The 22,042-nt window shown below is 71.4% G+C and carries 23 protein-coding genes; 11 read left to right on the forward strand and 12 right to left on the reverse strand.

Going from position 1 to position 22,042, the window contains the following annotated elements; translation table 11 throughout:
* Positions 1-44: 44 nt before the first annotated feature.
* The 4 genes from EDD93_RS08405 to EDD93_RS08420 form a co-directional block, all read right to left on the reverse strand.
* On the reverse strand, positions 45-617 hold the full coding sequence (locus EDD93_RS08405) for a GNAT family N-acetyltransferase (RefSeq protein ID WP_123524565.1): 573 nt from the start codon (positions 615-617) through the stop codon (positions 45-47).
* 121 nt (positions 618-738) lie between these two features.
* On the reverse strand, positions 739-1,260 hold the full coding sequence (ispF, locus tag EDD93_RS08410; RefSeq protein WP_123524566.1) for a 2-C-methyl-D-erythritol 2,4-cyclodiphosphate synthase: 522 nt from the start codon (positions 1,258-1,260) through the stop codon (positions 739-741).
* The gene (gene ispD / locus EDD93_RS08415) at positions 1,250-1,996 is read right to left on the reverse strand and encodes a 2-C-methyl-D-erythritol 4-phosphate cytidylyltransferase (RefSeq protein ID WP_123524567.1); all 747 of its coding nucleotides are present in this window, start codon (positions 1,994-1,996) and stop codon (positions 1,250-1,252) included. Before ispD ends, ispF begins: the two co-directional genes overlap by 11 nt.
* Positions 1,997-2,501: 505 nt before the next feature.
* Positions 2,502-2,984 (reverse strand): CarD family transcriptional regulator, encoded by a 483-nt coding sequence (locus EDD93_RS08420; protein WP_006380568.1) that lies wholly within the window; start codon positions 2,982-2,984, stop codon positions 2,502-2,504.
* Between the two features lie 664 nt (positions 2,985-3,648).
* On the opposite strand from EDD93_RS08420, the gene EDD93_RS08430 reads away from it, so the two are divergent.
* Positions 3,649-4,332, forward strand: a complete 684-nt coding sequence (locus tag EDD93_RS08430; protein ID WP_123524568.1) for a DUF461 domain-containing protein — start codon at positions 3,649-3,651, stop codon at positions 4,330-4,332.
* A gap of 158 nt (positions 4,333-4,490) precedes the next feature.
* On the opposite strand, the gene EDD93_RS08435 is transcribed toward EDD93_RS08430, so the two are convergent.
* Positions 4,491-5,171, reverse strand: coding sequence for a response regulator transcription factor (locus EDD93_RS08435; protein ID WP_123524569.1), 681 nt, complete (start codon positions 5,169-5,171; stop codon positions 4,491-4,493).
* Positions 5,168-6,442, reverse strand: a complete 1,275-nt coding sequence (locus EDD93_RS08440; protein ID WP_123524570.1) for a cell wall metabolism sensor histidine kinase WalK — start codon at positions 6,440-6,442, stop codon at positions 5,168-5,170. Before EDD93_RS08440 ends, EDD93_RS08435 begins: the two co-directional genes overlap by 4 nt.
* 198 nt (positions 6,443-6,640) lie before the next feature.
* On the opposite strand from EDD93_RS08440, the gene phoU reads away from it, so the two are divergent.
* Positions 6,641-7,318 (forward strand): phosphate signaling complex protein PhoU, encoded by a 678-nt coding sequence (phoU, locus tag EDD93_RS08445; RefSeq protein ID WP_123524571.1) that lies wholly within the window; start codon positions 6,641-6,643, stop codon positions 7,316-7,318.
* Positions 7,319-7,498: 180 nt separating this feature from the next.
* Positions 7,499-7,648: a hypothetical protein gene (locus tag EDD93_RS39550; RefSeq protein ID WP_185092247.1), complete on the forward strand. Its 150-nt coding sequence runs from the start codon at positions 7,499-7,501 to the stop codon at positions 7,646-7,648.
* Positions 7,649-7,708: 60 nt separating this feature from the next.
* On the opposite strand, the gene EDD93_RS08450 is transcribed toward EDD93_RS39550, so the two are convergent.
* A complete protein-coding gene (locus EDD93_RS08450) occupies positions 7,709-9,034 on the reverse strand; it encodes an MFS transporter (RefSeq protein WP_123524572.1) in 1,326 nt (441 codons plus the stop codon).
* A 263-nt stretch (positions 9,035-9,297) separates the two neighbouring features.
* Here EDD93_RS08450 and EDD93_RS08455 point away from each other — a divergent pair, with 263 nt between their 5' ends.
* The 4 genes from EDD93_RS08455 (at position 9,298) to EDD93_RS08470 (ending at position 11,282) form a co-directional block, all read left to right on the forward strand.
* Positions 9,298-10,059, forward strand: a complete 762-nt coding sequence (locus EDD93_RS08455) for a phosphoglyceromutase (protein WP_123524573.1) — start codon at positions 9,298-9,300, stop codon at positions 10,057-10,059.
* 99 nt (positions 10,060-10,158) lie between these two features.
* Positions 10,159-10,659: a hypothetical protein gene (locus EDD93_RS08460; RefSeq protein ID WP_123524574.1), complete on the forward strand. Its 501-nt coding sequence runs from the start codon at positions 10,159-10,161 to the stop codon at positions 10,657-10,659.
* Between the two features lie 135 nt (positions 10,660-10,794).
* Positions 10,795-11,043 carry a hypothetical protein gene (locus tag EDD93_RS08465; protein ID WP_123524575.1) on the forward strand — a complete coding sequence of 83 codons (249 nt, stop codon included), beginning with the start codon at positions 10,795-10,797 and terminating at the stop codon, positions 11,041-11,043.
* Complete coding sequence (locus tag EDD93_RS08470) at positions 11,040-11,282, forward strand: hypothetical protein (RefSeq protein WP_123524576.1); 243 nt, start codon at positions 11,040-11,042, stop codon at positions 11,280-11,282. The genes EDD93_RS08465 and EDD93_RS08470 overlap by 4 nt, the downstream gene beginning before the upstream one ends.
* Before the next feature lie 7 nt (positions 11,283-11,289).
* Here EDD93_RS08470 and EDD93_RS08475 read toward each other — a convergent pair whose 3' ends face one another.
* Entirely contained in the window at positions 11,290-12,072 is a 783-nt protein-coding gene (locus tag EDD93_RS08475) for a hypothetical protein (RefSeq protein WP_185092248.1), read from the reverse strand.
* Between the two features lie 246 nt (positions 12,073-12,318).
* On the opposite strand from EDD93_RS08475, the gene EDD93_RS08485 reads away from it, so the two are divergent.
* The gene (locus tag EDD93_RS08485; RefSeq protein WP_123524579.1) at positions 12,319-13,338 is read left to right on the forward strand and encodes a phosphotransferase family protein; all 1,020 of its coding nucleotides are present in this window, start codon (positions 12,319-12,321) and stop codon (positions 13,336-13,338) included.
* Positions 13,339-13,371: 33 nt separating this feature from the next.
* Here the strand turns inward: EDD93_RS08485 and EDD93_RS08490 are convergent, their stop codons facing one another.
* The 3 genes from EDD93_RS08490 to mshA form a co-directional block, all read right to left on the reverse strand.
* Complete coding sequence (locus EDD93_RS08490; RefSeq protein WP_123527653.1) at positions 13,372-15,108, reverse strand: glycosyl hydrolase family 28-related protein; 1,737 nt, start codon at positions 15,106-15,108, stop codon at positions 13,372-13,374.
* A gap of 134 nt (positions 15,109-15,242) precedes the next feature.
* The gene (locus EDD93_RS08495; protein WP_123524580.1) at positions 15,243-15,833 is read right to left on the reverse strand and encodes a YbjN domain-containing protein; all 591 of its coding nucleotides are present in this window, start codon (positions 15,831-15,833) and stop codon (positions 15,243-15,245) included.
* A gap of 83 nt (positions 15,834-15,916) precedes the next feature.
* The gene (gene mshA / locus EDD93_RS08500) at positions 15,917-17,281 is read right to left on the reverse strand and encodes a D-inositol-3-phosphate glycosyltransferase (RefSeq protein ID WP_123524581.1); all 1,365 of its coding nucleotides are present in this window, start codon (positions 17,279-17,281) and stop codon (positions 15,917-15,919) included.
* A 393-nt stretch (positions 17,282-17,674) separates the two neighbouring features.
* On the opposite strand from mshA, the gene EDD93_RS08505 reads away from it, so the two are divergent.
* The 3 genes from EDD93_RS08505 to EDD93_RS08515 all read left to right on the forward strand — a co-directional run bounded on the left by EDD93_RS08505 (position 17,675) and on the right by EDD93_RS08515 (position 21,685).
* Positions 17,675-18,451: a trans-aconitate 2-methyltransferase gene (locus tag EDD93_RS08505; RefSeq protein ID WP_123524582.1), complete on the forward strand. Its 777-nt coding sequence runs from the start codon at positions 17,675-17,677 to the stop codon at positions 18,449-18,451.
* A gap of 240 nt (positions 18,452-18,691) precedes the next feature.
* A complete protein-coding gene (locus EDD93_RS08510) occupies positions 18,692-19,816 on the forward strand; it encodes a C40 family peptidase (RefSeq protein ID WP_123524583.1) in 1,125 nt (374 codons plus the stop codon).
* Positions 19,817-20,341: 525 nt separating this feature from the next.
* Entirely contained in the window at positions 20,342-21,685 is a 1,344-nt protein-coding gene (locus tag EDD93_RS08515; protein WP_123524584.1) for a PP2C family protein-serine/threonine phosphatase, read from the forward strand.
* Here the strand turns inward: EDD93_RS08515 and EDD93_RS08520 are convergent.
* Entirely contained in the window at positions 21,667-22,002 is a 336-nt protein-coding gene (locus EDD93_RS08520; protein ID WP_123527654.1) for a DUF2516 family protein, read from the reverse strand. The genes EDD93_RS08515 and EDD93_RS08520 overlap by 19 nt on opposite strands.
* Positions 22,003-22,042: the final 40 nt, after the last annotated feature.

Raw genomic sequence — 22,042 nt, forward strand, 5'->3', positions numbered from 1 at the left:
TGAAGTGGTGGGGACCGGTGCGACGACCCCGGGAGGGCGCCGGTTCAGCCGGCGGCGGGCACCGGCAGCTCGAAGTGGACGACGCTCTGGCCCCGGCCGGGCAGGGTGCGCTCGTCGCACACCTCCCGCGCGAGGGACCGCCAGAACGGCTCGGCGCCCGGCACGGAGGGATCGGTGTGCAGGTAGACCGCCTCGTACCCGCCGGCCCGCGCGACGAAGTCGCACAGCTCGCGCACCAGCCGCCGCGCCAGCCCGTGCCTGCGGTGCTCCGGCGCCACATAGATCCGGCACAGCTGGGCGGTGCTGCCGGACGGGAAGCGGTCCGCGACCCACTGCGGGTTGGGCGGCGCCTGCGGCCCCCGGTCGCGTACGGCGCCCGTCGCGACGATCTCGCCGTCGCGCTCGACCACCAGCAGGGTGCAGCGCGCGGGCCGCAGGTAACTGGCCTCGGGATCGATGATGTCGGCGTGCCAGCGCGGTACGTAGCCGGACCTCAGGTCGCGGTAGACGGTGTCGAGCATCACGGCCCGCGCCCCGTCGACGTCATGGGGAGTGGCGGTGCGCAGGATGTATCCGCCGGCATCGGCCCGTACCTCGGCCGCCGTCGTCGTACTCATCCCGGAGCCTCTCCCGTCCCTCGCGTCACCTCATTGCCGTACCAGGGTACGTGCAAGTGATGTGCAACAAGGCCGCGGGCCCGACGGTCCGCCGGGCCCGCCGGACTGGCTCCGGGGCAGGTCAGGCCAGTCGGTAGACCAGCGCGGTGGCGATTCCCGCGATGCCCTCCGCACGGCCGGTGAAGCCGAGTCCGTCGGAGGTGGCGGCGGAGAGCGAGACCGGCGCGCCCACGGCGGCGGACAGCACCCGCTGCGCCTCGTCGCGCCGTTTGCCGATCTTCGGCCGTACGCCGACGACCTGGACGGCGATGTTGCCGATCTCGAAGCCCTCGGACCGCACGATCCGGGCCGCCTCGGTCAGCAGCGTGACCCCAGCGGCGCCGGACCACTCGGGGCGCCCGGTACCGAAGTGCTGCCCGAGGTCGCCGAGGCCCGCGGCCGAGAACAGCGCGTTGCACGCGGCGTGCGCGACGACGTCCGCGTCGGAGTGCCCGGCGAGCCCCGGGCCCTCGCCCTCCCAGAGCAGACCCGCGCACCACAGCTCGCGGCCCTCCTCGAAGGCGTGAATGTCGGTACCGATCCCGACGAGCGGGATCACCGGCGCGTCGCGTCGGCCGGAAACCGGCTGCTCCTCAGAAGCCATCGTTCGCCCTCCTGCGTGCGAGAACCGCTTCGGCCAGGACCAGGTCCAGCGGCCGGGTCACCTTGAACGCCTCCTCGTGTCCGGGCACCACCACGACGGGCGCCCCGAGCTGCTCGACCAGGCCCGCGTCGTCGGTCGCGCCCTCGCCGCTGACGGCGACCCGCTCGTGGGCCCGCACCAGCGTGTCGCGGTCGAAGCCCTGCGGCGTCTGCACCGCGCGCAGCCTGGAGCGCACCGGCGTGGAGAGCACCGGTTCGGGCTCCCCCGGCGCACCCGGCTCGACCTCCTTGACGGTGTCCGCCAGCGGCAGCGCCGGGACGACGGCGAGCGCCCCGTCGCGTACCGCCTCGACCACCGCGTCCACCGTGTCGACGGGCACCAGCGGGCGGGCCGCGTCGTGCACGAGGACGGCGGACACATCGGCGGGCAGTGCGTCCAGGCCGAGCTTCACCGACTCCTGGCGGGTGTCGCCACCTGGCACGACGAGGAATTCGGTGCGCTCGGGCAGGGCGTGTTCGTCGAGCAGGCTGCGGACCTCGGGGGCGCCGTCGGGCGGGGCGACGACCACGACCAGGGAGACCTGGCGGGAGGCCGCCATGGCCCGTACGGCGTGGACGAGCATGGGTGTTCCGCCCAGCGCGCGCAGCGCCTTGGGGGCGCCGGGGCCGAGCCGTACACCGCGGCCGGCCGCGGGAATCACGGCGGCGGTGCGGCCTGGAAACGATTGATCAGACATCGGTTGCACTCCGAAGCATCGGCATGTTTGTCTCCACGGCCGACGTGGGTATGGCCTCAATCGAGCCGGGCGCTACGCCATGACTCGACCGGGACCCTTTCCGTGACCCCGGGCGAGACGAGGACCGCCCCGGCCGCTCGGGATCGGCCTGACACGTCGACTTCACAAGATCGCGAGCAAAGTACCGGGGGATCGTCGCCGAGGCCAACGCGTCGGCGCATCGAGAACAACATCCGGGACGCCTGGGCCTTGCCCGTCGGCGTCCTTGCGCCCGGAATCCGGAATATGGCCGGAATCCGCGTGTCCGAAAATCCGCAGTCGGACGCCCGGAATCCGTCGCCGGCCATGCGTTCATGTCCGGGGTCGGACCCATGCCCGGACATGCCGCAGCGCCCGACGACAGGCCGTTCAAACGGCTGGTCAGCGGGCACCGCGGCACATTATTTACGCCTTCGACCGGTGCGATCCGGTTTCAGACATCAGGCACGAGCACAGCACGAGCACTTCAGGACGCGAGGACCTCGTCGAGCAGAGCCTCGGCCTTGTCCTCGTTGGTGTTCTCCGCGAGAGCGAGCTCACTCACCAGGATCTGGCGAGCCTTGGCGAGCATGCGCTTCTCACCTGCGGAGAGTCCACGCTCGCGCTCACGACGCCACAGGTCACGAACTACTTCCGCGACCTTGATGACATCGCCGGAGGCGAGCTTTTCGAGATTTGCCTTGTAGCGTCGGGACCAGTTCGTCGGCTCTTCGGCATACGGCGCGCGCAGCACCTCGAAGACCCGGTCCAGCCCTTCCTGCCCGACTACGTCACGCACACCCACGAACTCCGCATTGTCCGCCGGTACACGCACCGTCAAGTCGCCCTGAGCGACCTTGAGCACCAAGTAGGTCTTGTCCACGCCTTTGATCTGGCGAGTTTCGATAGCCTCGATCAGCGCGGCCCCGTGATGGGGATAGACCACGGTGTCGCCAACCTTGAACGTCATGTGACAGGTACCCCTTCCGTGGCTATCAAGAGTAACACGAGAACAGCTTCTCCTGAATGGCGTTTTCGCAGGTCAGGGCATATCTCGGGGCTTGACAACTGAGACACGTACGTGCTGCGGAAGGTCCCTCGGGGACGGTATTCGCAGGTCGGAGCGGCTGTACGGGCGAGGAGAAACGCGGACGTTACACCCGTCGGAACTTGCTCGGAAGGGACCTAACGTCCCGTTTTGCCGGGTTCAGGATGGTGAACTTTCCGTACTCCGTTCGAGGATCGATCACCCGTACGGCGGTAAGTGCGGATGGCCAATGAAATTGATCAACGGTCGGCCGTCGGGTGGATGTCGCGGGGATTATGCGCAATGAATGCGCCGGAGCACGCCGGGGCCGGTGGAACTCCCGGGAACTCCTTGGGAAGCACGGGGAACTCCTGGAGGAAGCACCGGCCGAACGCCCGGCGGAATTGATCAAGCCTGTTATGTGAACGGCTTGCGAATGATCACCTCCGGGCCGGCCGCGATCCCCGGGGCGTCCGGGGGGCGGGTCGGTTGCGGGCCGGGGACAGCGGCTCGGTAACCTGACCGCTGTCACACCGCTTGGGGCGACTTCGACACGACTCGCCCGACCCCGTCCGTAAGTCCGCTCGTCCAAGGAGTTGCCCCCGCCGTGAGCCGCAGCCTTCGACACGGCGCTCTCGCCGCCACCGCCATCGCGTTCTCGATCGCCGCGCTCTCCGCATGTGGTGCGGGCAAGAACGCGCAGACGCTCGAAGTCAGGCCCGACAACGCCGCCACCTCGGTCGGCGCCATCAAGATCCAGAACGCCAATGTCGTCACCCAGCCGGAAGGCGGCGCCAAGGGCCCGGCCGTTGTGATCGCCACGGTGTTCAACAACAGCACCAAGGCGGAGACCCTCAACGCCATCGCCCTGACCGGCACCAGCGCCTCCGTGCAGCTGCACCCCGCCAAGGGCACCGGGCCGCTCGTCGTACCGGCCGGCGGCCGGGTCGTGCTCGGCGGCAAGGGCAACGCGGCCGCCGTGATCGAGAACGGCAGCGAGGCCACGCAGAACGGCAACGTCCAGAACCTGGTCTTCAAGTTCAGCGAGTCCGGCGACATCCCGCTGGGCGCCACCGTCGTCCCGGCCACCAGCTACTTCAAGGGCTTCGGCCCCAGCGCGCTCCCGGAGCTGCCGAACGCGACGGCCTCGAACTCGGCCGACGCGACGCCCTCCGGCTCCGCCACTGGGACCCCGGGCGACCCGTCCGACACCCCGTCCGGGTCGGCCTCGTCGAGCGACACGGCCACCCCGACCGACGCGGCGTCCGACTCGGCACAGCCGAACACCTGACCCGCGAGCAGAGGCGAGCACAGGCGGACCGTCGCGCGAGCGCACCCGGGCCCGTTCGAGTGCACGCGGACTCGCGAAAGCGCGCATACGGCTGAGGCGCCTCCCGGGCCGGGAGGCGCCTCAGCCGTATGCGCGCTCGCGGCGGGCAGTGGGCCGGTTTACGGCTCGAACTTGTACCCGAGGCCCCGCACCGTGACCAGGAACCTCGGCGCGCCCGGGTCGGGCTCGATCTTGGCGCGCAGCCGCTTGACGTGGACGTCGAGCGTCTTGGTGTCGCCCACGTAGTCGGCGCCCCAGACCCGGTCGATCAGCTGCATCCGGGTCAGCACCCGCCCGGCGTTGCGCAGCAGCATCTCCAGCAGGTCGAACTCCTTCAGCGGGAGGTCGACCTTGCCGCCGGAGACCGTGACGACGTGGCGGTCCACGTCCATCCGGACCGGGCCGGCCTCCAGGGCGGCCGGGGTGACCTCCTCCGGCTCGCCCCGGCGGCGCAGCACCGCGCGGATGCGGGCGACGAGCTCACGCGAGGAGAAGGGCTTGGTCACATAGTCGTCGGCTCCTATTTCCAGGCCGACGACCTTGTCGATCTCGCTGTCCTTGGCCGTGACCATGATCACGGGGACGTTGGACTTGCTGCGCAGCTGCCGGCAGACCTCGGTGCCGGGCAGTCCGGGCAGCATCAGGTCGAGCAGTACGAGGTCGGCGCCATTGCGCTCGAACTCGTCCAGGCCGTCGGGACCCGTGGCCGCGATGGCGACCTCGAAGCCTTCCTTACGGAGCATGTAGGACAGGGCGTCGCTGAAGGATTCCTCATCCTCGACGACAAGCACTCGGGTCACGGAAGAGCCTCCGGGGCAGGGAATGAATCAAGAGTGTCGGGGGCGGCGGCCGGGTACGGCCCCTCGTCGCCGTTGACGATGAGCGGTCCGCCAGATGTGCGGTCCCGTTCCCTCACGGCGCCCGCTTCGGGCAGCCGCAGGGTGAAGGTGGAGCCCTGTCCCTCCGAGCTCCAGACGGTGACCTCCCCGCCGTGCGAGGCGGCCACGTGCTTGACGATGGCGAGGCCGAGGCCGGTGCCACCGGTGGCCCGTGAGCGGGCCGGGTCGACGCGGTAGAAGCGTTCGAAGACCCGCTCGCGGTCCTTCTCCGAGATGCCGATGCCCTGGTCGGTCACGGCTATCTCGATCTCGTCCCCGCCGGACACGGCCACCCGGCGGGCGGCGATGCCGACGCGGGTGCGGGCGGGGCTGTAGTTGACGGCGTTCTCGACGAGGTTGCCGAGAGCGGCGGCGAGCTGGCCCCGGTTGCCCCAGATGCGGAGCTCGGCGGTGCCGCCCGCGGCCATGGTGATCTGTTTGGAGCCGGCCTGCTGCCGGCAGCGGTCGATGGCCTCCGCGACCAGTTCGTCCACCCGGACCGGTTCGGCGTCCTCCAGTGGGTCGTCGTTCTGCACCCGGGAGAGGTCGATGAGCTCCTGTACGAGGTTGGTGAGCCGGGTCGCCTCGATCTGCATCCGGCCCGCGAAGCGTTCCACCGCCTCCGGGTCGTCGGAGGCGTCCATGACGGCCTCCGACAGCAGGGACAGCGCCCCGGTCGGGGTCTTGAGCTCGTGGCTGACGTTGGCGACGAAGTCACGCCGTACCGCTTCGATGCGGCGGGCCTCGGTGAGGTCCTCGACCAGCAGCAGCACCAGCCGGGAGCCCAGCGGGGCGACCCGGGCGGAGACCGCGAGGGCCTCGCCCCGGCCGGTACCGCGGCGCGGAAGGTCCAGTTCGACCTGGCGTATCTCACCGTCGCGGCGGGTGTCCCTGGCCATGTTCAGCATCGGTTCGACGGCGAGCCGCCCGCCCCTGACCAGCCCCAGCGCGTACGCGGCGGAGCTGGCCTTGACGACGCTGTCGCTCTCGTCGAGCACGACGGCCGAGGAGCTGAGCACGGACAGGACCGTGTCGACCCCGGGGGGCAGGGGGGCATTGCTGTCGGGCCGCAGGGAGGTACGCGTCGGCTTCTTCTGGTCGCGCTCGCTCCAGCGGAACGCCAGCATGGCGATCACACCGGTACACAGCCCGGCGATCGCTGCAGCTGCGGCGACCGCCGCGTTCACGTCCATAGCTCCAGGTTATGCGGCCGGGCGGACACTCTCCCAGCCATCCGAGTGCCTACTCGAACACTCGTCGCCCAGAGTTCACCGAGGAGCAAGCGCCGGTTCACTTGGCCGGTCGGAACCCGACGCGTACGGCCGTCACGGTGGCAACGTGGGGTTCAGAGCTGGCCCCGGCCTCGGTTAAGGACTGGAGAGGGACTTCCCATGCGTGACGCGTACCACGAGGAACTCGACTCGATCGGCGAGGGGCTGGTCGAGATGGCCAGGCTCGTCGGGTCGGCGATCGGCCGGGCGACGACGTCCATGCTCGATGCCGACCTGAAGCTCGCGGAGACCGTGATCGCCGCGGACCAGAAGGTCGACGACCTCCAGCACGACCTGGAGGCCAGGGCCATCGCGCTGCTGGCCCGCCAGCAGCCGGTGGCGACGGACCTGCGGATCGTGGTGACCTCGCTCCGGATGAGCGCCGACCTGGAGCGCTCGGGCGACCTCGCCCAGCACGTCGCCAAGCTGGCCCGGCTGCGCTTCCCGCAGTCGGCGGTGCCGCACGACCTGCACGCCACCATCCTGGAGATGGGGCAGCTGGCGCAGCGCCTGATGGCCAAGGCCGCCGAGGTGATCATCACCAAGGACGTCGATCTGGCGCTCCAGCTGGAGCAGGACGACGACGAGATGGACCTGCTGCACCGCACGCTGTTCCAGCACCTGATGGACGACCGGTGGAAGCACGGCATCGAGACGGCCGTGGACGTGACGCTGCTGGGCCGCTACTACGAGCGGTTCGCCGACCACGCCGTGTCGGTGGCCAAGCGCGTCGTGTACCTGGTGACGGGCGAGCACGCGGACGACATCCAGCAGGCGGCGCCGGTCGAGGGCGCGTAGCCGGAAGCGGCAGGCGTACGACGGCGCACTTCCTCGCACATGCGTTCCTGCGCGTGTGCGCCGTTGATGCGCCTGCCCGGGTGGGCATGCAATGGGGTGGGGCGGCACGACTTGTCCGTACGCCCCGGTCGTGGGCCCCGTGCGGGCGTACGGCCCTGTCGTACGCCTTGAGGAGGAACCATGGCCGATTCCCCCACGCCCGAACCCCAGCAGGAGACACCCGCCGACGTGGCGCACGGAGCCGTCCTCGGCGCCTGCGGCTGCGGCTCGGGCTGCGGGTGCGGATGCCAGTCCGGAGCGCCGTGCCAGTGCGGCGGCTGCTCGGGCTGACGGACACGACGCGGCGGCGGGCGCCCCGTGCGGGGTGCCCGCCGCGTGCGACTGTGCGGGTCAGACCGTGCGGGGCGGCGGTGAGCTCGTGGCGGGTGCCGTACTGGTGCCGGTCCCGGTGACCTCGACGGAACCCTGGCCGCTCTCCACCGTCATGCCCGCCTGCGGCAGGTTCCGCATCAGCAGCCAGTACCCGAACGCGGCGGCGGTGCCCAGGACCGCGCACATCCCCCACAGCCACCCGGCCCCGAAGTGGTCGATGACCACCCCGGACAGCAGCGGGGCGACCAGCGCGGCGGCGGCCCAGGAGAGCGTGTACATCCCCTGGTAGCGGCCCCGGCCGTGGGCCGGTGAGAGCTGGACGACCAGCCCGTTCTGCACGGGCGCGTTGACGATCTCGGCGACCGTCCACACGCAGATCGTCAGCGCGTACACGGCGACGGACCCGGCGAACGCGGTCAGCCCGAACCCGTACCCCGCCAGCAGCGACGACACGATGAGCAGCCGGCGCGGGTCGCGGTGCTGGATGAGGCGGGTGACCGGGATCTGGAGGACCACGATCAGCACACCGTTGACGGCGATGGCGGTACCGAAGTCGGAGCTGCTGAACCCGTCCGTCCCCATGGCCACCGGCAGCCCCACGTACCCCTGCTGGAAGATCAGGGCGATGACGAAGGACAGCCCGACGACCCCCATGAACCGCCCGTCGCGCAGCACCGTGGCGAGCCGCACGCCGTCGGCGTCCGGGACTCCCGGCGCACCGGCGGCAGTGGTGGGCGAGGCGGCCTTCTCCGGGCGGGACTCCGGCACCTTCAGGAAGACGACGACGGCGCAGAACAGGGTCATCACCGCCTCGGCGACGAAGCCGGCGCGATAGCTGTACTCCGCGATGAACCCGGCACCGGCCGAGGAGACCGCGAAGCCCAGATTGATCGCCCAGTAGTTGAGCGAGAAGGCCCGGACCCGGTCCTTCGCCGGGACGATGTCAGCGATCATCGCCTGGACGGCGGGCCGGGAGGCGTTGCTCGACATGCCGACGAAGAAGGCGACAGCGGCGATGGCCACCGGATGGACCATGAAGCCGAGCACCGCCACCGAGACGGCCGTCGAGACCTGCGCGGCCAGCATCGTGGGCCGCCGCCCGAACCGGTCGGCCATCACCCCCGCCCCGAGCGAGGACACGACCCCGCCGAGCCCGTGCAGCGCGGCGACCAGCCCGGCGTACGAGGCGGAGTAGCCCCGGTCCAGGGTCAGGTACAGGGCCATGAACGTGGCGACGAAGGCCCCGAGCCGGTTGACCAGGGTGCTGGTCCACAGCCACCAGAACTCCCTGGGGAGCCCGGAGACGGTGTCACGGGTGGCCCGTCTCAGCGCGGTGACAGACATGCGGGTTCCCCCCGGGACGTAAGAAAGCGCATCGGCGACGTCAGGTATCGGATCAGCGACGCAAGGAATCGGATCGGCGGCGGCCACCGGCACACCGGGCCGTTCCACCACCGAGCCGAACACTACGAACCCCGGATTCAGCCCTGCCACTCAATTGACGCCTGCCGTCAATCGAAGCCGCGCCCCCCTCGCGGCCCCCGTCCGGCTGTCCGCTCCGTGGCCGGGCGCGCGCGGCCCGCACGGGTTCGATTACGCTCGGACGCATGGCCGACGCACCGTACAAGCTGATCCTCCTCCGCCACGGCGAGAGCGAATGGAACGCGACAAATCAGTTCACCGGTTGGGTGGACGTCAACCTGACCCAGAAGGGCGAGAAGGAGGCGGTCCGCGGCGGTGAGCTGCTCACGGAGGCCGGCCTGCTTCCCGACGTCGTGCACACCTCGCTCCAGAAGCGCGCGATCCGCACCGCCCAGCTCTCGCTGGAAGCCGCGGACCGCCACTGGATCCCCGTGCACCGCTCCTGGCGGCTGAACGAGCGCCACTACGGCGCCCTCCAGGGCAAGGACAAGGCCCAGACCCTCGCCGAGTTCGGCGAGGAGCAGTTCATGCTCTGGCGCCGCTCCTACGACACCCCGCCCCCGGAGCTCGCCGACGGCGCCGAGTACTCGCAGAGCGGCGACGCCCGCTACGCGACGATCCCGCCGGAGCTGCGCCCGCGCACGGAGTGCCTCAAGGACGTCGTCGTGCGCATGCTGCCGTACTGGTACGACGGCATCGTCCCGGACCTGCTGGCCGGCCACACGGTCCTGGTCGCCGCGCACGGCAACAGCCTCCGCGCCCTGGTCAAGCACCTCGACGGCGTCTCCGACGCCGACATCGCGGGCCTGAACATCCCGACGGGCATCCCGCTCGCCTACGAACTGGACGCGGACTTCCGCCCCTTGAAGCCGGGCGGCACCTACCTCGACCCGGACGCGGCGAAGGCCGCCATCGAGGCTGTGAAGAACCAGGGCAAGAAGAAGTAAGCACACTCGAAGCAGCCCCCCGCCTTGCGGTTTCTCCGCGAGGCGGGGGCTTTTTGCAAGCAGGGAACGCCGGTTGGTCCGCGCGCATACCCTCGCGAGATGACGGTCGAGGAAGGCGCGGGGGAAGCCCGGCAGGCGAGTATCGGCGGCTTCGCCACTCAACTGGCGGGCCGCGCAAGCGGTCTGGTGAGCTGGGTGGGCGCGCTGGTCCTGCCGGCGTTGTCCGTCTTCGGCACTCTCCACTGGGCCTGGTCGCTCTTCTCGCCGCTGCTGGTGCTGACAGGCCTCCTCGTGTGGGCCGAGGCCGTCAGGACCAGGCAGGACACCTCACGGCTGCGGCGGTCGGGGCGGCCTGCGGTGGCGGAGGTCGTCGGCACGGAACGGACCGACCCCGGAGACGGATCGCCGGACGTTGCGGTGCTCACCTTGCGGATCAGCGGCGCGGGCGTCCCGTCCTTCGGGGCGACGTACCGGTGCGACCACGATGCCCGCTTCAGGGCCGGGGCGCGGTTCGTGGCTGTCGTGGATCCGTCCGACAACCTCTTCACCCTGCGGCCCCTGCGAACCGGACGAACCGCACGAACACCGCGAACCCCGTGAGCCACGCGCGCCGTTCGAGCCGCACGCGCCCTGCTCGCCGCGCGAGTCCCGCGAGATTCCGCCCGTCCCGCAGACCACGCACCGCGCCGCAGCCACTAACGTGGCACGAGAGCAAGGAGAGCGGGGAGAGCAACCATGGGTGAGCCCCTGAAGACCTTTGTCGGCGGCGCCGAGGTCGAGGTGCCCAACAGCATCCCGGCCATCCGCGCCGCCCTGCCCGAGGCGAGACGCGAGGAGTTCGACGGTGCCATCAACGGGGCCGGGGTGCATGAGATCCACGCCGTGATGCGGCACTGGATGCTGGAGGCCGTACCCGATCCGGAGGCCGAGCGGATCCTGGACCGGCTGGCCCGGGACGAGGCCGAGAGGCGGAGCGTCGCTTGAGCTTCCGTATCTCCTATGCGCCACCCGCCGATGACACCCTGGCCAAGATGCGGGACGGCGACATCTTCCGTCAGCAGATGGCGCGTTCGCTGGGGCGCGAGCCTTACGGGCACGGGTCCTCGGCCGTCAAGGAGGAGCACGATCGCCGTGAGGCCACCGTCGCCGGGGCGATCGTGCTCTATTACGTCTCCGGGTCGGTCCTGACCGTCACCGTGGTGCGGCTCGTCCCGCTGCCCTGACCTTGCGTCAGGCCAGCTTGGCGACCTGCGCGTCGATCACGGCGGTCGGCAGCTCGAAGTCCTTGCCGGACGCGGCCGCGGCCAGGTTGAGCGCCGTGAACGAGGCGACCGTGGAGCCCTGCCGGACCTGCACGAGCTTCATCGTCATCCGGTCGCCGTCCGATTCGGTGTTCACCGTCCAGCCGGCGGCCTCCTCGCCGCCCTCGACCTTCGCCTCCGTGATCTTGACGATCTTCTGCTTGGAACCGGCGGCCGTCAGCGTGAAGCCGGACGCGCACCCGCTCGCCGCGGTCCGCAGGCCGGCCACCGACTCCTCGGCGCCCTTGCCCTCGTAGGAGGAGAGCGTGGTGAGCGTCGTCGTGATGTCGAAGGCGGCCTCGAACGCCTCGTCGGCGTCCGCGCTGTTGTCGTCGACGCCCTTCTTCGGCTCGCTGGTCACCTTGCGCTTGGTGGACGCGGCGGGGGTACCGGTCGCGGCGCCCATCAGCGCGTCGGCGAAGACGTCGCAGGCGGCCTTGTCCGCGGTGATGTCATCGGCGGAGACGGAGTCCTCGGGGCCGGCCTTGGCGACCTTGTGGCCCTTGACCTCGCCCTGGACGAGCGCGACGTCCTCCAGCTCGGCGGCGCTCAGCACCTTCGCGGCGGAGGGCTGGGCCGAAGAGGTGCCGGCCGCCTTGCCCTTGTCGCCGCCCTCCTTGTCCGCGACGTCCGAACCGCAGGCCGCGGTGAGCAGGGCCAGGGACATCACGGTCGCGGCAACAGCGGTACGGCGTATGGCAGTGGGTCGCATGGCCCATCCTTCTGTGTCAAAGTCGTTCCGCCCGCACGAAGGCAGCCCTCGCCGGGTTCGGCGCGGCCGGGAGATCGTGGGGGTGCACCAACTCTATGAGCCCGCAGGGGTTTGGCAACGGGTCAGACCGGGCATCGCCCCTGATCGTGACTACGTCGTGATCACTCCGAGCGCGCTCTGAGCTGGGCCTTCCCCCGGCGGCCGCCACCGCACGCACCGGGGTGACCGCCCGAAGGGGGCCCGCAGATGCCGGTCGATTCCGTTCTGTCCGCAGTGTTCGGTTGCATAGGTGTGCCGCCGGAGCTGATCGCCTCGTGCGAACCGCTCACCGGCGGCACGTACAACGCCGTCACCCGGGTCGAACTCACCGACGGCCGCGCGTGGGTGGTGAAGACGCCGCCGGCTGCGAAGGCCGGAGCGCACCTCGGTTACGAGCGCGACCTGCTGGTCAACGAGGTCGCCTTCTACAGCGCGGCGGCCGCCCTCCCCGAGGAGGCCCCGGTCCCCCGCGTCGTGCACAGCGGGCTCGACCCGGCCGCCCCCGGCGGCGCGTACGTGGTCATGACGGCGTGCCCCGGGCTGCCCTGGCACGAGGCCGGCCCCACGATGGCCGACGGCGAGGAGCAGCGGCTGCGCGGGGAGCTCGGCCGGGCCGTCGGCCTGCTGCACACCGTCGCGGCGCCCGGCGGATTCGGCTACCCGTCGGCGGCGCTCGCCCCGTTGGCGCCCACCTGGCGGGCCGCGTTCACCACGATGACCGACGCCGTGCTGGAGGACGCGCTGGGATATGCGGCGAGGCTGCCCCGTAGCGTCCAGGACATCCGTGCGCTGCTCGGCGCAGCCTCGTACGTACTGGACGACGTCACGCGCCCCGCCCTGGTCCACTTCGACCTGTGGCAGGGCAACATCCTGGTCGCCGGGGAGCCGGGGTCGCGGCGGATCGGCGGGATCATCGACGGGGAGCGGATGTTCTGGGGCGACCCGGCCGCCGACTTCGTCTCGCTCGCCCTCTTCGGGGACATCGAGGAGGACAAGGACTTCCTTGCCGGTTACGGGAGTTCGGCGCCGGGCGGGCCCGTGGCGTTCGACGGCTCCCTGCGGCTGCGGCTCGCGCTCTACCGCTCGTACCTCTACCTGATCATGCTGGTGGAGACGGTGCCCCGCAAGACGTCCGGGGACGACCTGGAGTGGACGTGGAACGCGGTGGCGCCCCGGCTCGAAGCGGCCCTCGCTGAGGTGGAGTCGGCGCCTCGGTCACGGGGGTGAGCGCGGCGCCGACGGCCCGGGGGTGCCGCCTCGTCAGCCGAGCAGGGCCCGTTGGGCGTCGTGCAGGTTCTGCGGGCGGACGGTCTCCGGTGTGCCGTACGCCTCCAGGCGGGTGTGCAGGTCGCCGGTGAAGTCGGGGACGTCGATCTGGTCGAACTCCGTCACCTCGCTGATTCCGACGCTCGCGCTGTAGGGGGCGAGGCCGTCGATGCGCATCAGTCCGGCCCGGCCGTTGGTCACCCGGATGTTCCAGTGCGTGAAGCGGGCGCCGAACAGGGGTCCGGCGCTCGCGTCGCCGCCGTGCCGGCCGTTGTTGTTCACGGTGATGTCGGTGCGGACGTTCGCGAACGGCATCCCCCGGTGCGAGTCGAACGTCCCCATCTCCATCACCCCGCGCGACCAGGCGTTGTAGCTGGACAGGCCCTCGACGTTGATGCCGTGCAGCTGGGTCCCGGCGGGCGCGGGGACGGTGCGCTGCTCGATGGTGAAGTCCTCGATCAGGTTGTCGTGGCTGCCCTCGCGGCAGTAGTACGGGTGGTGCGAGCCCCGTCCCGCGACCCTCGTGCGCCGCAGGGTGCAGGCGGAGGCGCCGATCAGCCCGAAGCCGTTGTCGACGTGGCGGACGGTGATGTCGTCGGCCCAGCAGTCGTACGCGCACTGGAACGCGACGCCGTTGTACCCCTTGTCCAGCAGGTGCTGCGACTGCGGGGTCTCGACCGCTTCGAGCGTGAGTCCCTCGACGCCGGAGCCGGTGAGCGGGTCGGCGAGTGTGGTCAGGCGGGGGTCCCACTCGGGGCGGACGTCGAGCGGGAGGGGGCGCTCCAGGGTGACCCTGCGGCCGTGCACGGCGGTGATGCGGACGGGCCATTCGTAGGGGACGTACGAGGTCAGCTTCGTCTTGTCGTCCCAGTAGTACGCCTCGGGGCCCGGACCGCCGCCCGCCATGTGCTCCAGCAGGGTGTGCGCGGAGTCGTCGGCGAGGCGGAGCAGGACGAGGGCGCCTCGCTTCAGCTTCCGGGTGTCGTCGACGGTGATCGTACGGTCGCCGAGGCGGGCGGGCGCGACGGTGGTCAGGGTGCGCCACTCGTCGCGCTTGTTGCCGGTCCAGCCCTCGAAGGGCCAGTCCTTCGCCTTGATGGCGTCGGTGAGTGAGGTCCAACGGGCTTCGGGGCAGAGCCAGATGAGGCCGCCGGCCCAGGACCAGCTGGACTTGTCGCCGCCGTACCGGCTGCCGTAGACGCCGATCAGTTCGGTGAGGCTGCGGGTCGCGTACAGCTTGGTGCGGCCGCTGCCCGCGCCGCGTACGACGACGTCGCTGTGGCCGATGCGGATGATGTCGTCGATGCGGTACGTGCCCGCCGGGATGAGCACCGTGCCACCGCCGCGCTCTCCGGCAGCGGCGATGGCACGGTTGATCGCGGGGGCGGCGTCGGCGGAGTTGTCGGGCTCGGCGCCGTAGTGCAGGACGTTGACGGTGCAGCCGCGGCCGGCGCGGCGGCCGGGGAGGTCGGAGCCAGCCCGGTAGCCGGCCCTGCCGATGAACGGGATCTGCGGGTGCGTGAGGGGTGCCGAGGCGAACTCCCGCCAGAGCGCGGAGGTCTGCGCTCCGCCGCCCGCACCGGCCGGGGCCGCGCCGCGGCCTGTCGCGGTGGCGTCTCCGGCCGCCGCGAACGCCGTCCCGCTGCCGGCCGCTCCGGTGACCGCCACCGCCGCTACGGCCACCGCGCTGCCGAGCAGTCCACGCCTGCTGATGTTCCCCATGGTTGCCATGAGCTCGATCCGCCTTTCATGGATGTGAACGACGTTCATGTCTGCGTCGGCGGTGAGCATGCCACGGCACCCGGTCGCGACGGAAGGGTCGTGCGCCGGGGAATTGGCAGGCGAAAGGCCTCAGTTGGCGGGTGTCAGCCAGTGGGGCGCTGAGTCAGATGTGTGAACGCGTCCAGGTTTCGGGTGGACTCGCCGCGCGACACCCGCCACTCGTACTCCTTGCGGATCGCGCCCGCGAACCCGAGCTCCAGGAGGGGGTTGAAGGCACCGTCGGCGGCCTCCAGGACCACACCCAGCAGCCGGTCCAGCTCCTCGGGCGTGACCACGGACAGCGGCAGTTTGCCGACGAGGTAGACGTCCCCGAGCGAGTCGACCGCGTAACTCACACCGAACAGACGGAGGTTGCGCTCCAGCAGCCAGCGGTGCACCGCCGGCTCGTTCTCGTCGGGATGCCGGATGACGAAGGCGTTGACGGAGAGCGAGTGCTTTCCGACGAGCAGCGAGCAGGTGGTGGAGAGCTTGCGGGTGCCGGGCAGCTGGACGACGTAGCTCCCCGGGGCGGGGCTCTCCCAGTCGAGCCCGGCATCGTCGAGCGCCGTCCCGATGACCTGCGCCACCTGATCGGCCCGCGTCACCTGGTCGGCCTGTGCCGCGTGCTCGGCCCGCGCCGTCTGATCGGCCTGCCCGGCCTGGGTCTTCGGCGCTTCCTCGGGTGCATCAGCCATGGTCCGAGCGTACGTCGCCCGGGGGGCGGCGCCACATCCGCCGGGTCATCCCGTGCCGCCACGGCCTCCGGCCGGCCCGCGCCTCACGCGTGGCGCGTGCGCACCCGTCGGCGGTGGTCCTGCATCGCCTCCGTGTACACGTCCGCCGTCGCCGCCGCCGCGGTGTCCCAGCCGAAGCGCTGGGCGTGCTCGGCGGCCGCGCCGCCCATCCGGCCGACCAGCTCGGGCGCCGCCACGAAGCGCGCCAGCGCCTCCGCGTACGCCGCCGGGTCGTGGCCGGGGATCAGGAAGCCGCTGATCCCGTCCCGTACCGCCACCGGCAGCCCGCCCACGGCCGCCGCGACGACCGGGGTGCCGGCCGCCTGGGCCTCGATGGCGACCAGGCCGAAGGACTCGCTGTACGAGGGCATGACCAGCACGGACGCGGCCCGGAACCAGTCGGCGAGCTGGTCCTGCCCGACCGGCGGCTGGAACCGTACGACGTCGGCGATGCCGAGCCGGGCCGCGAGCTTCTGGAGCCCCTCCGGCTTGGCGAGACCGCTGCCGCTGGGGCCGCCGACGACCGGCACGACGATGCGCGAGCGCAGCGAGGGGTCGCGGTCCAGCAGGACGGCGATCGCGCGCAGCAGGACGTCCGGCGCCTTCAGCGGCTGGATGCGGCCCGCGAAGAGCGGGACCAGGGCGTCCTGCGGCAGCCCCAGCCGGGCCCGTGCCGCCGCCCGCCCGTCGGCCGGGCGGAAGCGGTCCAGGTTGACGCCGGGGTGCACGACGGCGACGGCACCCGGATCGGCCTCGTAGAAGCGGACGAGCTCGTCCGCCTCCTCCGCGGTGTTCGCGATCAGCCGGTCGGCCGCGCTGACGATCTGGGTCTCACCGATGACCCTGGCTGCGGGTTCGGGGGTGTCGCCCTCGGCGAGCGAGGCGTTCTTGACCTTCGCCATGGTGTGCATGGCGTGGACGAGCGGGACGCCCCAGCGCTGGGCGGCGAGCCAGCCGACGTGGCCGGAGAGCCAGTAGTGGGAGTGCACCAGGTCGTAGTAGCCGGGGCGCTGGCCGGCCCATGCCTGCATCACGCCGTGCGTGAAGGCGCAGAGCTGGGCGGGCAGCTCCTCCTTGGCCAGCCCCTCGTACGGGCCCGCGTCGACATGGCGGACCAGTACACCGGGCGACAGCTCGACCGCGGGCGGCAGCGCGCCGGTGGTGGAGCGGGTGAAGATCTCGACCTCGATGTTGATCGCGGCGAGGCGCTCGGCCAGCTCCACGATGTAGACGTTCATGCCGCCCGCGTCGCCCGTACCCGGCTGGTGCAACGGGGAGGTGTGCACGGAGAGCATCGCGATCCGGCGGGGCTTGCGGTGGGCGCCCGGGAACGAGCCGGAGAGGCCGGCGGGGAACCTGAGACGCGGTGCGACGCGGCTGCTGCCGAGCCGGGAGACGTACTGGCTCACGTCGTCCGGTCCTCCTCGTTCAGGGCACTGGTAACCGACTCGTTCAACCAAGGCACCACTCGTTCGGGCGCGGCGCCACTCGTTCAGGCATGGCCCCGCAGGGACACCGGCACGCCGTCCCTTCGATGGGCTGGAACAGCGCGACCTCCCCTTTCATTTCCGCTTTGCCAAATCATTACAGAGGGTGCCCGGCGCGTCGCCGCGACGCCGTCGCCACATCCACCCCCCACACCGCTGCCACATCCGCTTTCACGCCCCTTCCGCTTCCGCTCCCGAGCCCCCTCTGCTCCCCCTCCTGGACTGCCTCCGCTTCCGCTCCCACTCTTCTTCCGCTTCCGCGCCCCTCCGCACCGGCGCGGCATCCGTTCCGCGCCGCTCGTTACGCTCTGTGCCATGCGCCCCATCGGCACCGCGACCCGCGGGACCACCAACCCGAACCGGCTGCGCCGCATGGACCGCTGGATCGCCGCCACCCACGGCCCCGCCCTGCGCCGCGCCGAAACCCCCGTCGCGGTCGATCTGGGGTACGGCGCCGCGCCCTGGACCGCCGTCGAGCTGCTGGAGCGGCTGCGCGGCGCGGAGCCGCGCACCTCGGTGGTCGGCATCGAGATCTCCCCGGAGCGGGTCGCCGCGGCGAAGCCGTACGAGCGCGCGGGCCTCACCTTCCGGCACGGCGGCTTCGAGATCCCGCTGCCGGAGCGGCCCACGCTGATCCGGGCGGCGAACGTGCTGCGCCAGTACGACGAGGACGAGGTCGCCGCGGTCTGGCAGCGGCTGTGCGCGCGGCTCGCGCCGGGCGGGCTGCTGGTGGAGGGCACCTGCGACGAGATCGGGCGCCGGCACGTGTGGGTGGCGCTCGGGCCGGAGGGCCCGCGCACCGTGACGTTCGCGACGCGCCTCGGCTCACTGGACCGGCCGTCCGACCTCGCGGAGCGGCTGCCCAAGGCGCTCATCCACCGCAATGTGCCGGGCGAGCCCGTCCACGCGTTCCTGCGCGACTTCGACCGGGCCTGGGCCGCCGCGGCGCCGTACGCCTCGCTCGGGGCCCGGCAGCGGTGGATCACGGCCGTACGGGCGCTGTCGGGCGAGTGGCCGCTGACGGACGGGGCCCGGCGGTGGCGGCAGGGTGAAGTCACGGTGAACTGGGCGGCGCTGAAGCCCGAGCGATAGCCCAACACGCCGGGAACAGGGGGAACTCCCCGCCCGACGGGAACGTCGGCCCGGCATCGTTCGTCCCAGATACGGGGAGCGGTGCGGGGGAGCACGGCTGCGGCACCGGTGAACGGCCGGGATCCGCCGGAGATGTGTGAGCCTCTGTTGCTTTTCGGTACGGCATGGCACGATCTCGTCGGTGCCATAAGTTACTGACGGTAAATCAGATCCGTTCGGGTCTGTCCGGAGGGGGAGCTCGTGAACCGACGCCACAGTGCCGCCGCGGCGATCACACTGGTCTGCGCGCTGGCCGTACTGGCCGCACCGGTCCAGGCCTTCGCCGCGCCCGCGCCCCCCGCGCCGGAACAGCCGACGAAGCCCGGGGAGCCCGGCGTATCCGGCCCGTCCGGCGTATCCGGTCCGTCCGGCGCGTCCGATACGTCCACGAAGAAGAGCCTCGAAGAAGTGCGGGCGGAGATCGACGCCCTCTACCGCAAGGCCGGCGCTGCGACGGACGCGTACAACCTCGCCGAGGAGCAGTCCAAGAAGCAGTCGGGCGAGATCGTCAAGCTGGCGCAGGCCATAGTCGAGGGCCAGGCGAAGATCGCCGACCTCAAGAGCAGGGCGGGCGCCCAGGCCCGCGAGCAGTACCGCAACGCCGGACTGCCGCCCGGCGCCCAGCTGATGCTCAGCGGCGACCCGCGGCTCTTCCTGGACGGAGTCAGCCGCGCCCGCCAGGGCCAGCAGGCCGCCAAGGGTGTCCTGGGCGAACTGAACAGGACCCAGGAGGACCTGGAGACGTACACCCAGGACGCGAGCACCAACTGGACCAAGCTCGAAGCCAATCGCGTCAAGCAGGCCAAGGCCAAGAAGAAGATCAACGAGCAGATCGCGGCGGCGAAGAAGCTGGAGTCCCGGCTGGAGAAGAAGGAGCGGGCCCGGCTCCTCGAGCTCGAACAGCAGGCGGAGTACAAGTCGCAGACGGCCTGGCTGAGTTCCGGCGCGCTGAAGGAGATCAACCGGGGGGCGAGCGCGAGCGGCAAGAAGGCCGTGGCCTTCGCGACCTCGCAGATCGGCAAGCCGTACGAGTGGGGTGCCGAGGGCCCCTCGTCGTTCGACTGCTCGGGGCTGACGTCGCAGGCGTGGGCGGCGGCCGGCCATCCGATCCCGCGCACCTCGCAGGAGCAGTGGCGGCAGCTGCCGCACATCGCGGTCAAGGACATGCGCCCCGGCGACCTGGTCATCTACTTCGGCGATGCCACGCACGTCGGGATGTACATCGGCGACGGCGCGATCGTGCACGCCCCGCGTCCGGGCCGCGACGTCACGATCACGGGGGCGGGATCGATGGAGATCCTCGGGGTCGTGCGCCCGGACAAATAAGCCGGTCGAACGGCGCCGGGCGCGCATCGACATCGCCACCGGCACCGGGCGCGCATCGACGTCGCCACCGGCACCGGCACCGGCACCGGCCGCGCATCGGCATCGCGCTCGTCACGGGGCCGCGGACGCGCGATGCCGCCGGGCGCCGGAGGCCGCCCGGCCGGGCAACCTTAAGAGAGCCTCAAGGGACACTTAAGGCCTGCCGGGAGCGGCCGGACGGCGGAGAACGTACGGATTTCGTCGTCACCGGCGGGCCCCGATCGGCCCGCCGCGCCGCAGCCGTGACCCGCGCCACCCGGCGCCCGCCGCAGCACGTGACCTTTGTCATGCACCGGAATGGGCCGCACCCCCGCCGCATACCGCCGGATCTGCGTCCTTCCGCGGCTTAAGGCCGTTCCCGGAACGGCGGACACGCGTCGGGCGCCATTCCGTTCCCACATCCCGTACCGCTATCGTCCCCGTCTGGCGGGTCGTCGATCGTCGCTCCGCCGCGCCCTCGGGGGGAGGGAAGGAAACCCGATTTCGATGCCCGTACCCGTACCGCAGCAGCGTTCCGCTCCCGCTGCGGAGAACAGCTATGGCGCCGACCTCACCCTCCTGGTGATCGAGGACGACCCGGCGGGCACGCTCACCGTCCCGGAGCTGCCCGCAGCGGCAGGCACCCGGGTCCGTATCCGCACCGCCCGCAACCTCACCGAGGCGGGCCGGCTCCTCACCGACGATGTGGACTGCATCCTGCTGGACCTGGCCCTGCCGGCGGGCAGCGAGGCGCGTACCGCCCCCGGCGAGGAGGCGGACGGGCTGGCCACCCTCAAGCACGTGCTGCGGATCGCGCCCCGGCACGCCGTCATGGCCCTCACGGCCCAGGAGGACGCCGAGCTGGCCGCCGAGGCGGTACGGGTGGGGGCGCAGGACTACCTCTTCCGCGACGAGCTCGACGGCAGGCTGCTCAGCCGCGCCATCCGCTACGCCGTCGAGCGCAAGCGCGCCGACGTCGCCCAGCACCAGCTCACGGAGTCCCGGCTGCGGGCCCAGGAGAACGCCCGACTGGAACGCGGCCTGCTCCCCACCCCGCTGCTCGACGGCTCCGATCTGCACTTCGCCGCCCGCTACCGCCCCGGCCGCAGCCGCGCTCTGCTCGGCGGGGACTTCTACGACACGGTCCGTACGCCCGACGGCACGGTCCACGTGATGATCGGCGATGTCTGCGGGCACGGCCCGGACGAGGCCGCGCTCGGCGTGGAGCTGCGCATCGCGTGGCGGGCGCTGACCCTGGCCGGACTCTGCGGCGACGAGCTGCTCTCCACGCTCCAGCAGGTCCTGGAACACGAACGGGAGAGCGAGGAGATCTTCGCGACCCTCTGCACGGTCGACATCGCCCCCGACGGCCGCCGGGCCGGCCTCTGCCTGGCGGGCCACCCGGCACCGCTGATCGCCCGGCAGGGGCGGGCGGCGCAGCTGCTTCCGTACCAGGACGGCGGCCCGGCGCTCGGCCTGCTGCCGCGCGCCCGGTGGCCGCGCCGGCAGGTGGAACTGGGCGGCTCCTGGAGCCTGATGCTGTACACGGACGGGCTGATCGAGGGCCGGATCGGCACCGGCACCCAGCGCCTCGGGCAGGACGGGATGGTCGCGATGATCAACCGCCAGCTGGCGGAGGGCCTGACCGGCGAGGCGCTGCTGGAGGCCGCCGTCACCCAGGTCCGTGAGCTGAACGGCGGCGAGCTGACCGACGACGTCGCGGTCCTGCTGCTCGACCGCGACGAGGACGCCGAGCGCCGCAGGGCGCACCACGGCGACCGGGGCCGGAGCTTTCCGCGCCCCCGCCCCGGTCAGGTGTCAGCCGCAGGCGCTCAACGACCGCCGTTGTAGGGCCCGTACGGGCCGTCGCTGCTGGAACCGCCGCGGCGGTTGCCACCGCCCGTGACGGCCTTGAGTGCCGGCCGCACGTCCACGAAGAACACGATGGTCGCGACCAGTCCCGCGAGCTGGATGAAGAGCATGGGCACCCAGAGGTTCACCACCACCGTGATGCCGAGAATGATCAGCCAGAAGGGCTTGGTCTTCTTGTCGGCGGCCCGGTAGGCGTCCTCGCGGACGACCGCCGCCATGATCAGGGCGACGACGGCGAGGACGAGCATCGCCGTGTAGATCAGCCCGAGGATTGAGTTGAAGCCTTCGAGCAACATGATGTGCACCGCCTAGTACGTGGGTGAGCGCCTCGCGGCC

This window comes from Streptomyces sp. 840.1 (genome assembly GCF_003751445.1).
Taxonomy (GTDB): domain Bacteria; phylum Actinomycetota; class Actinomycetes; order Streptomycetales; family Streptomycetaceae; genus Streptomyces.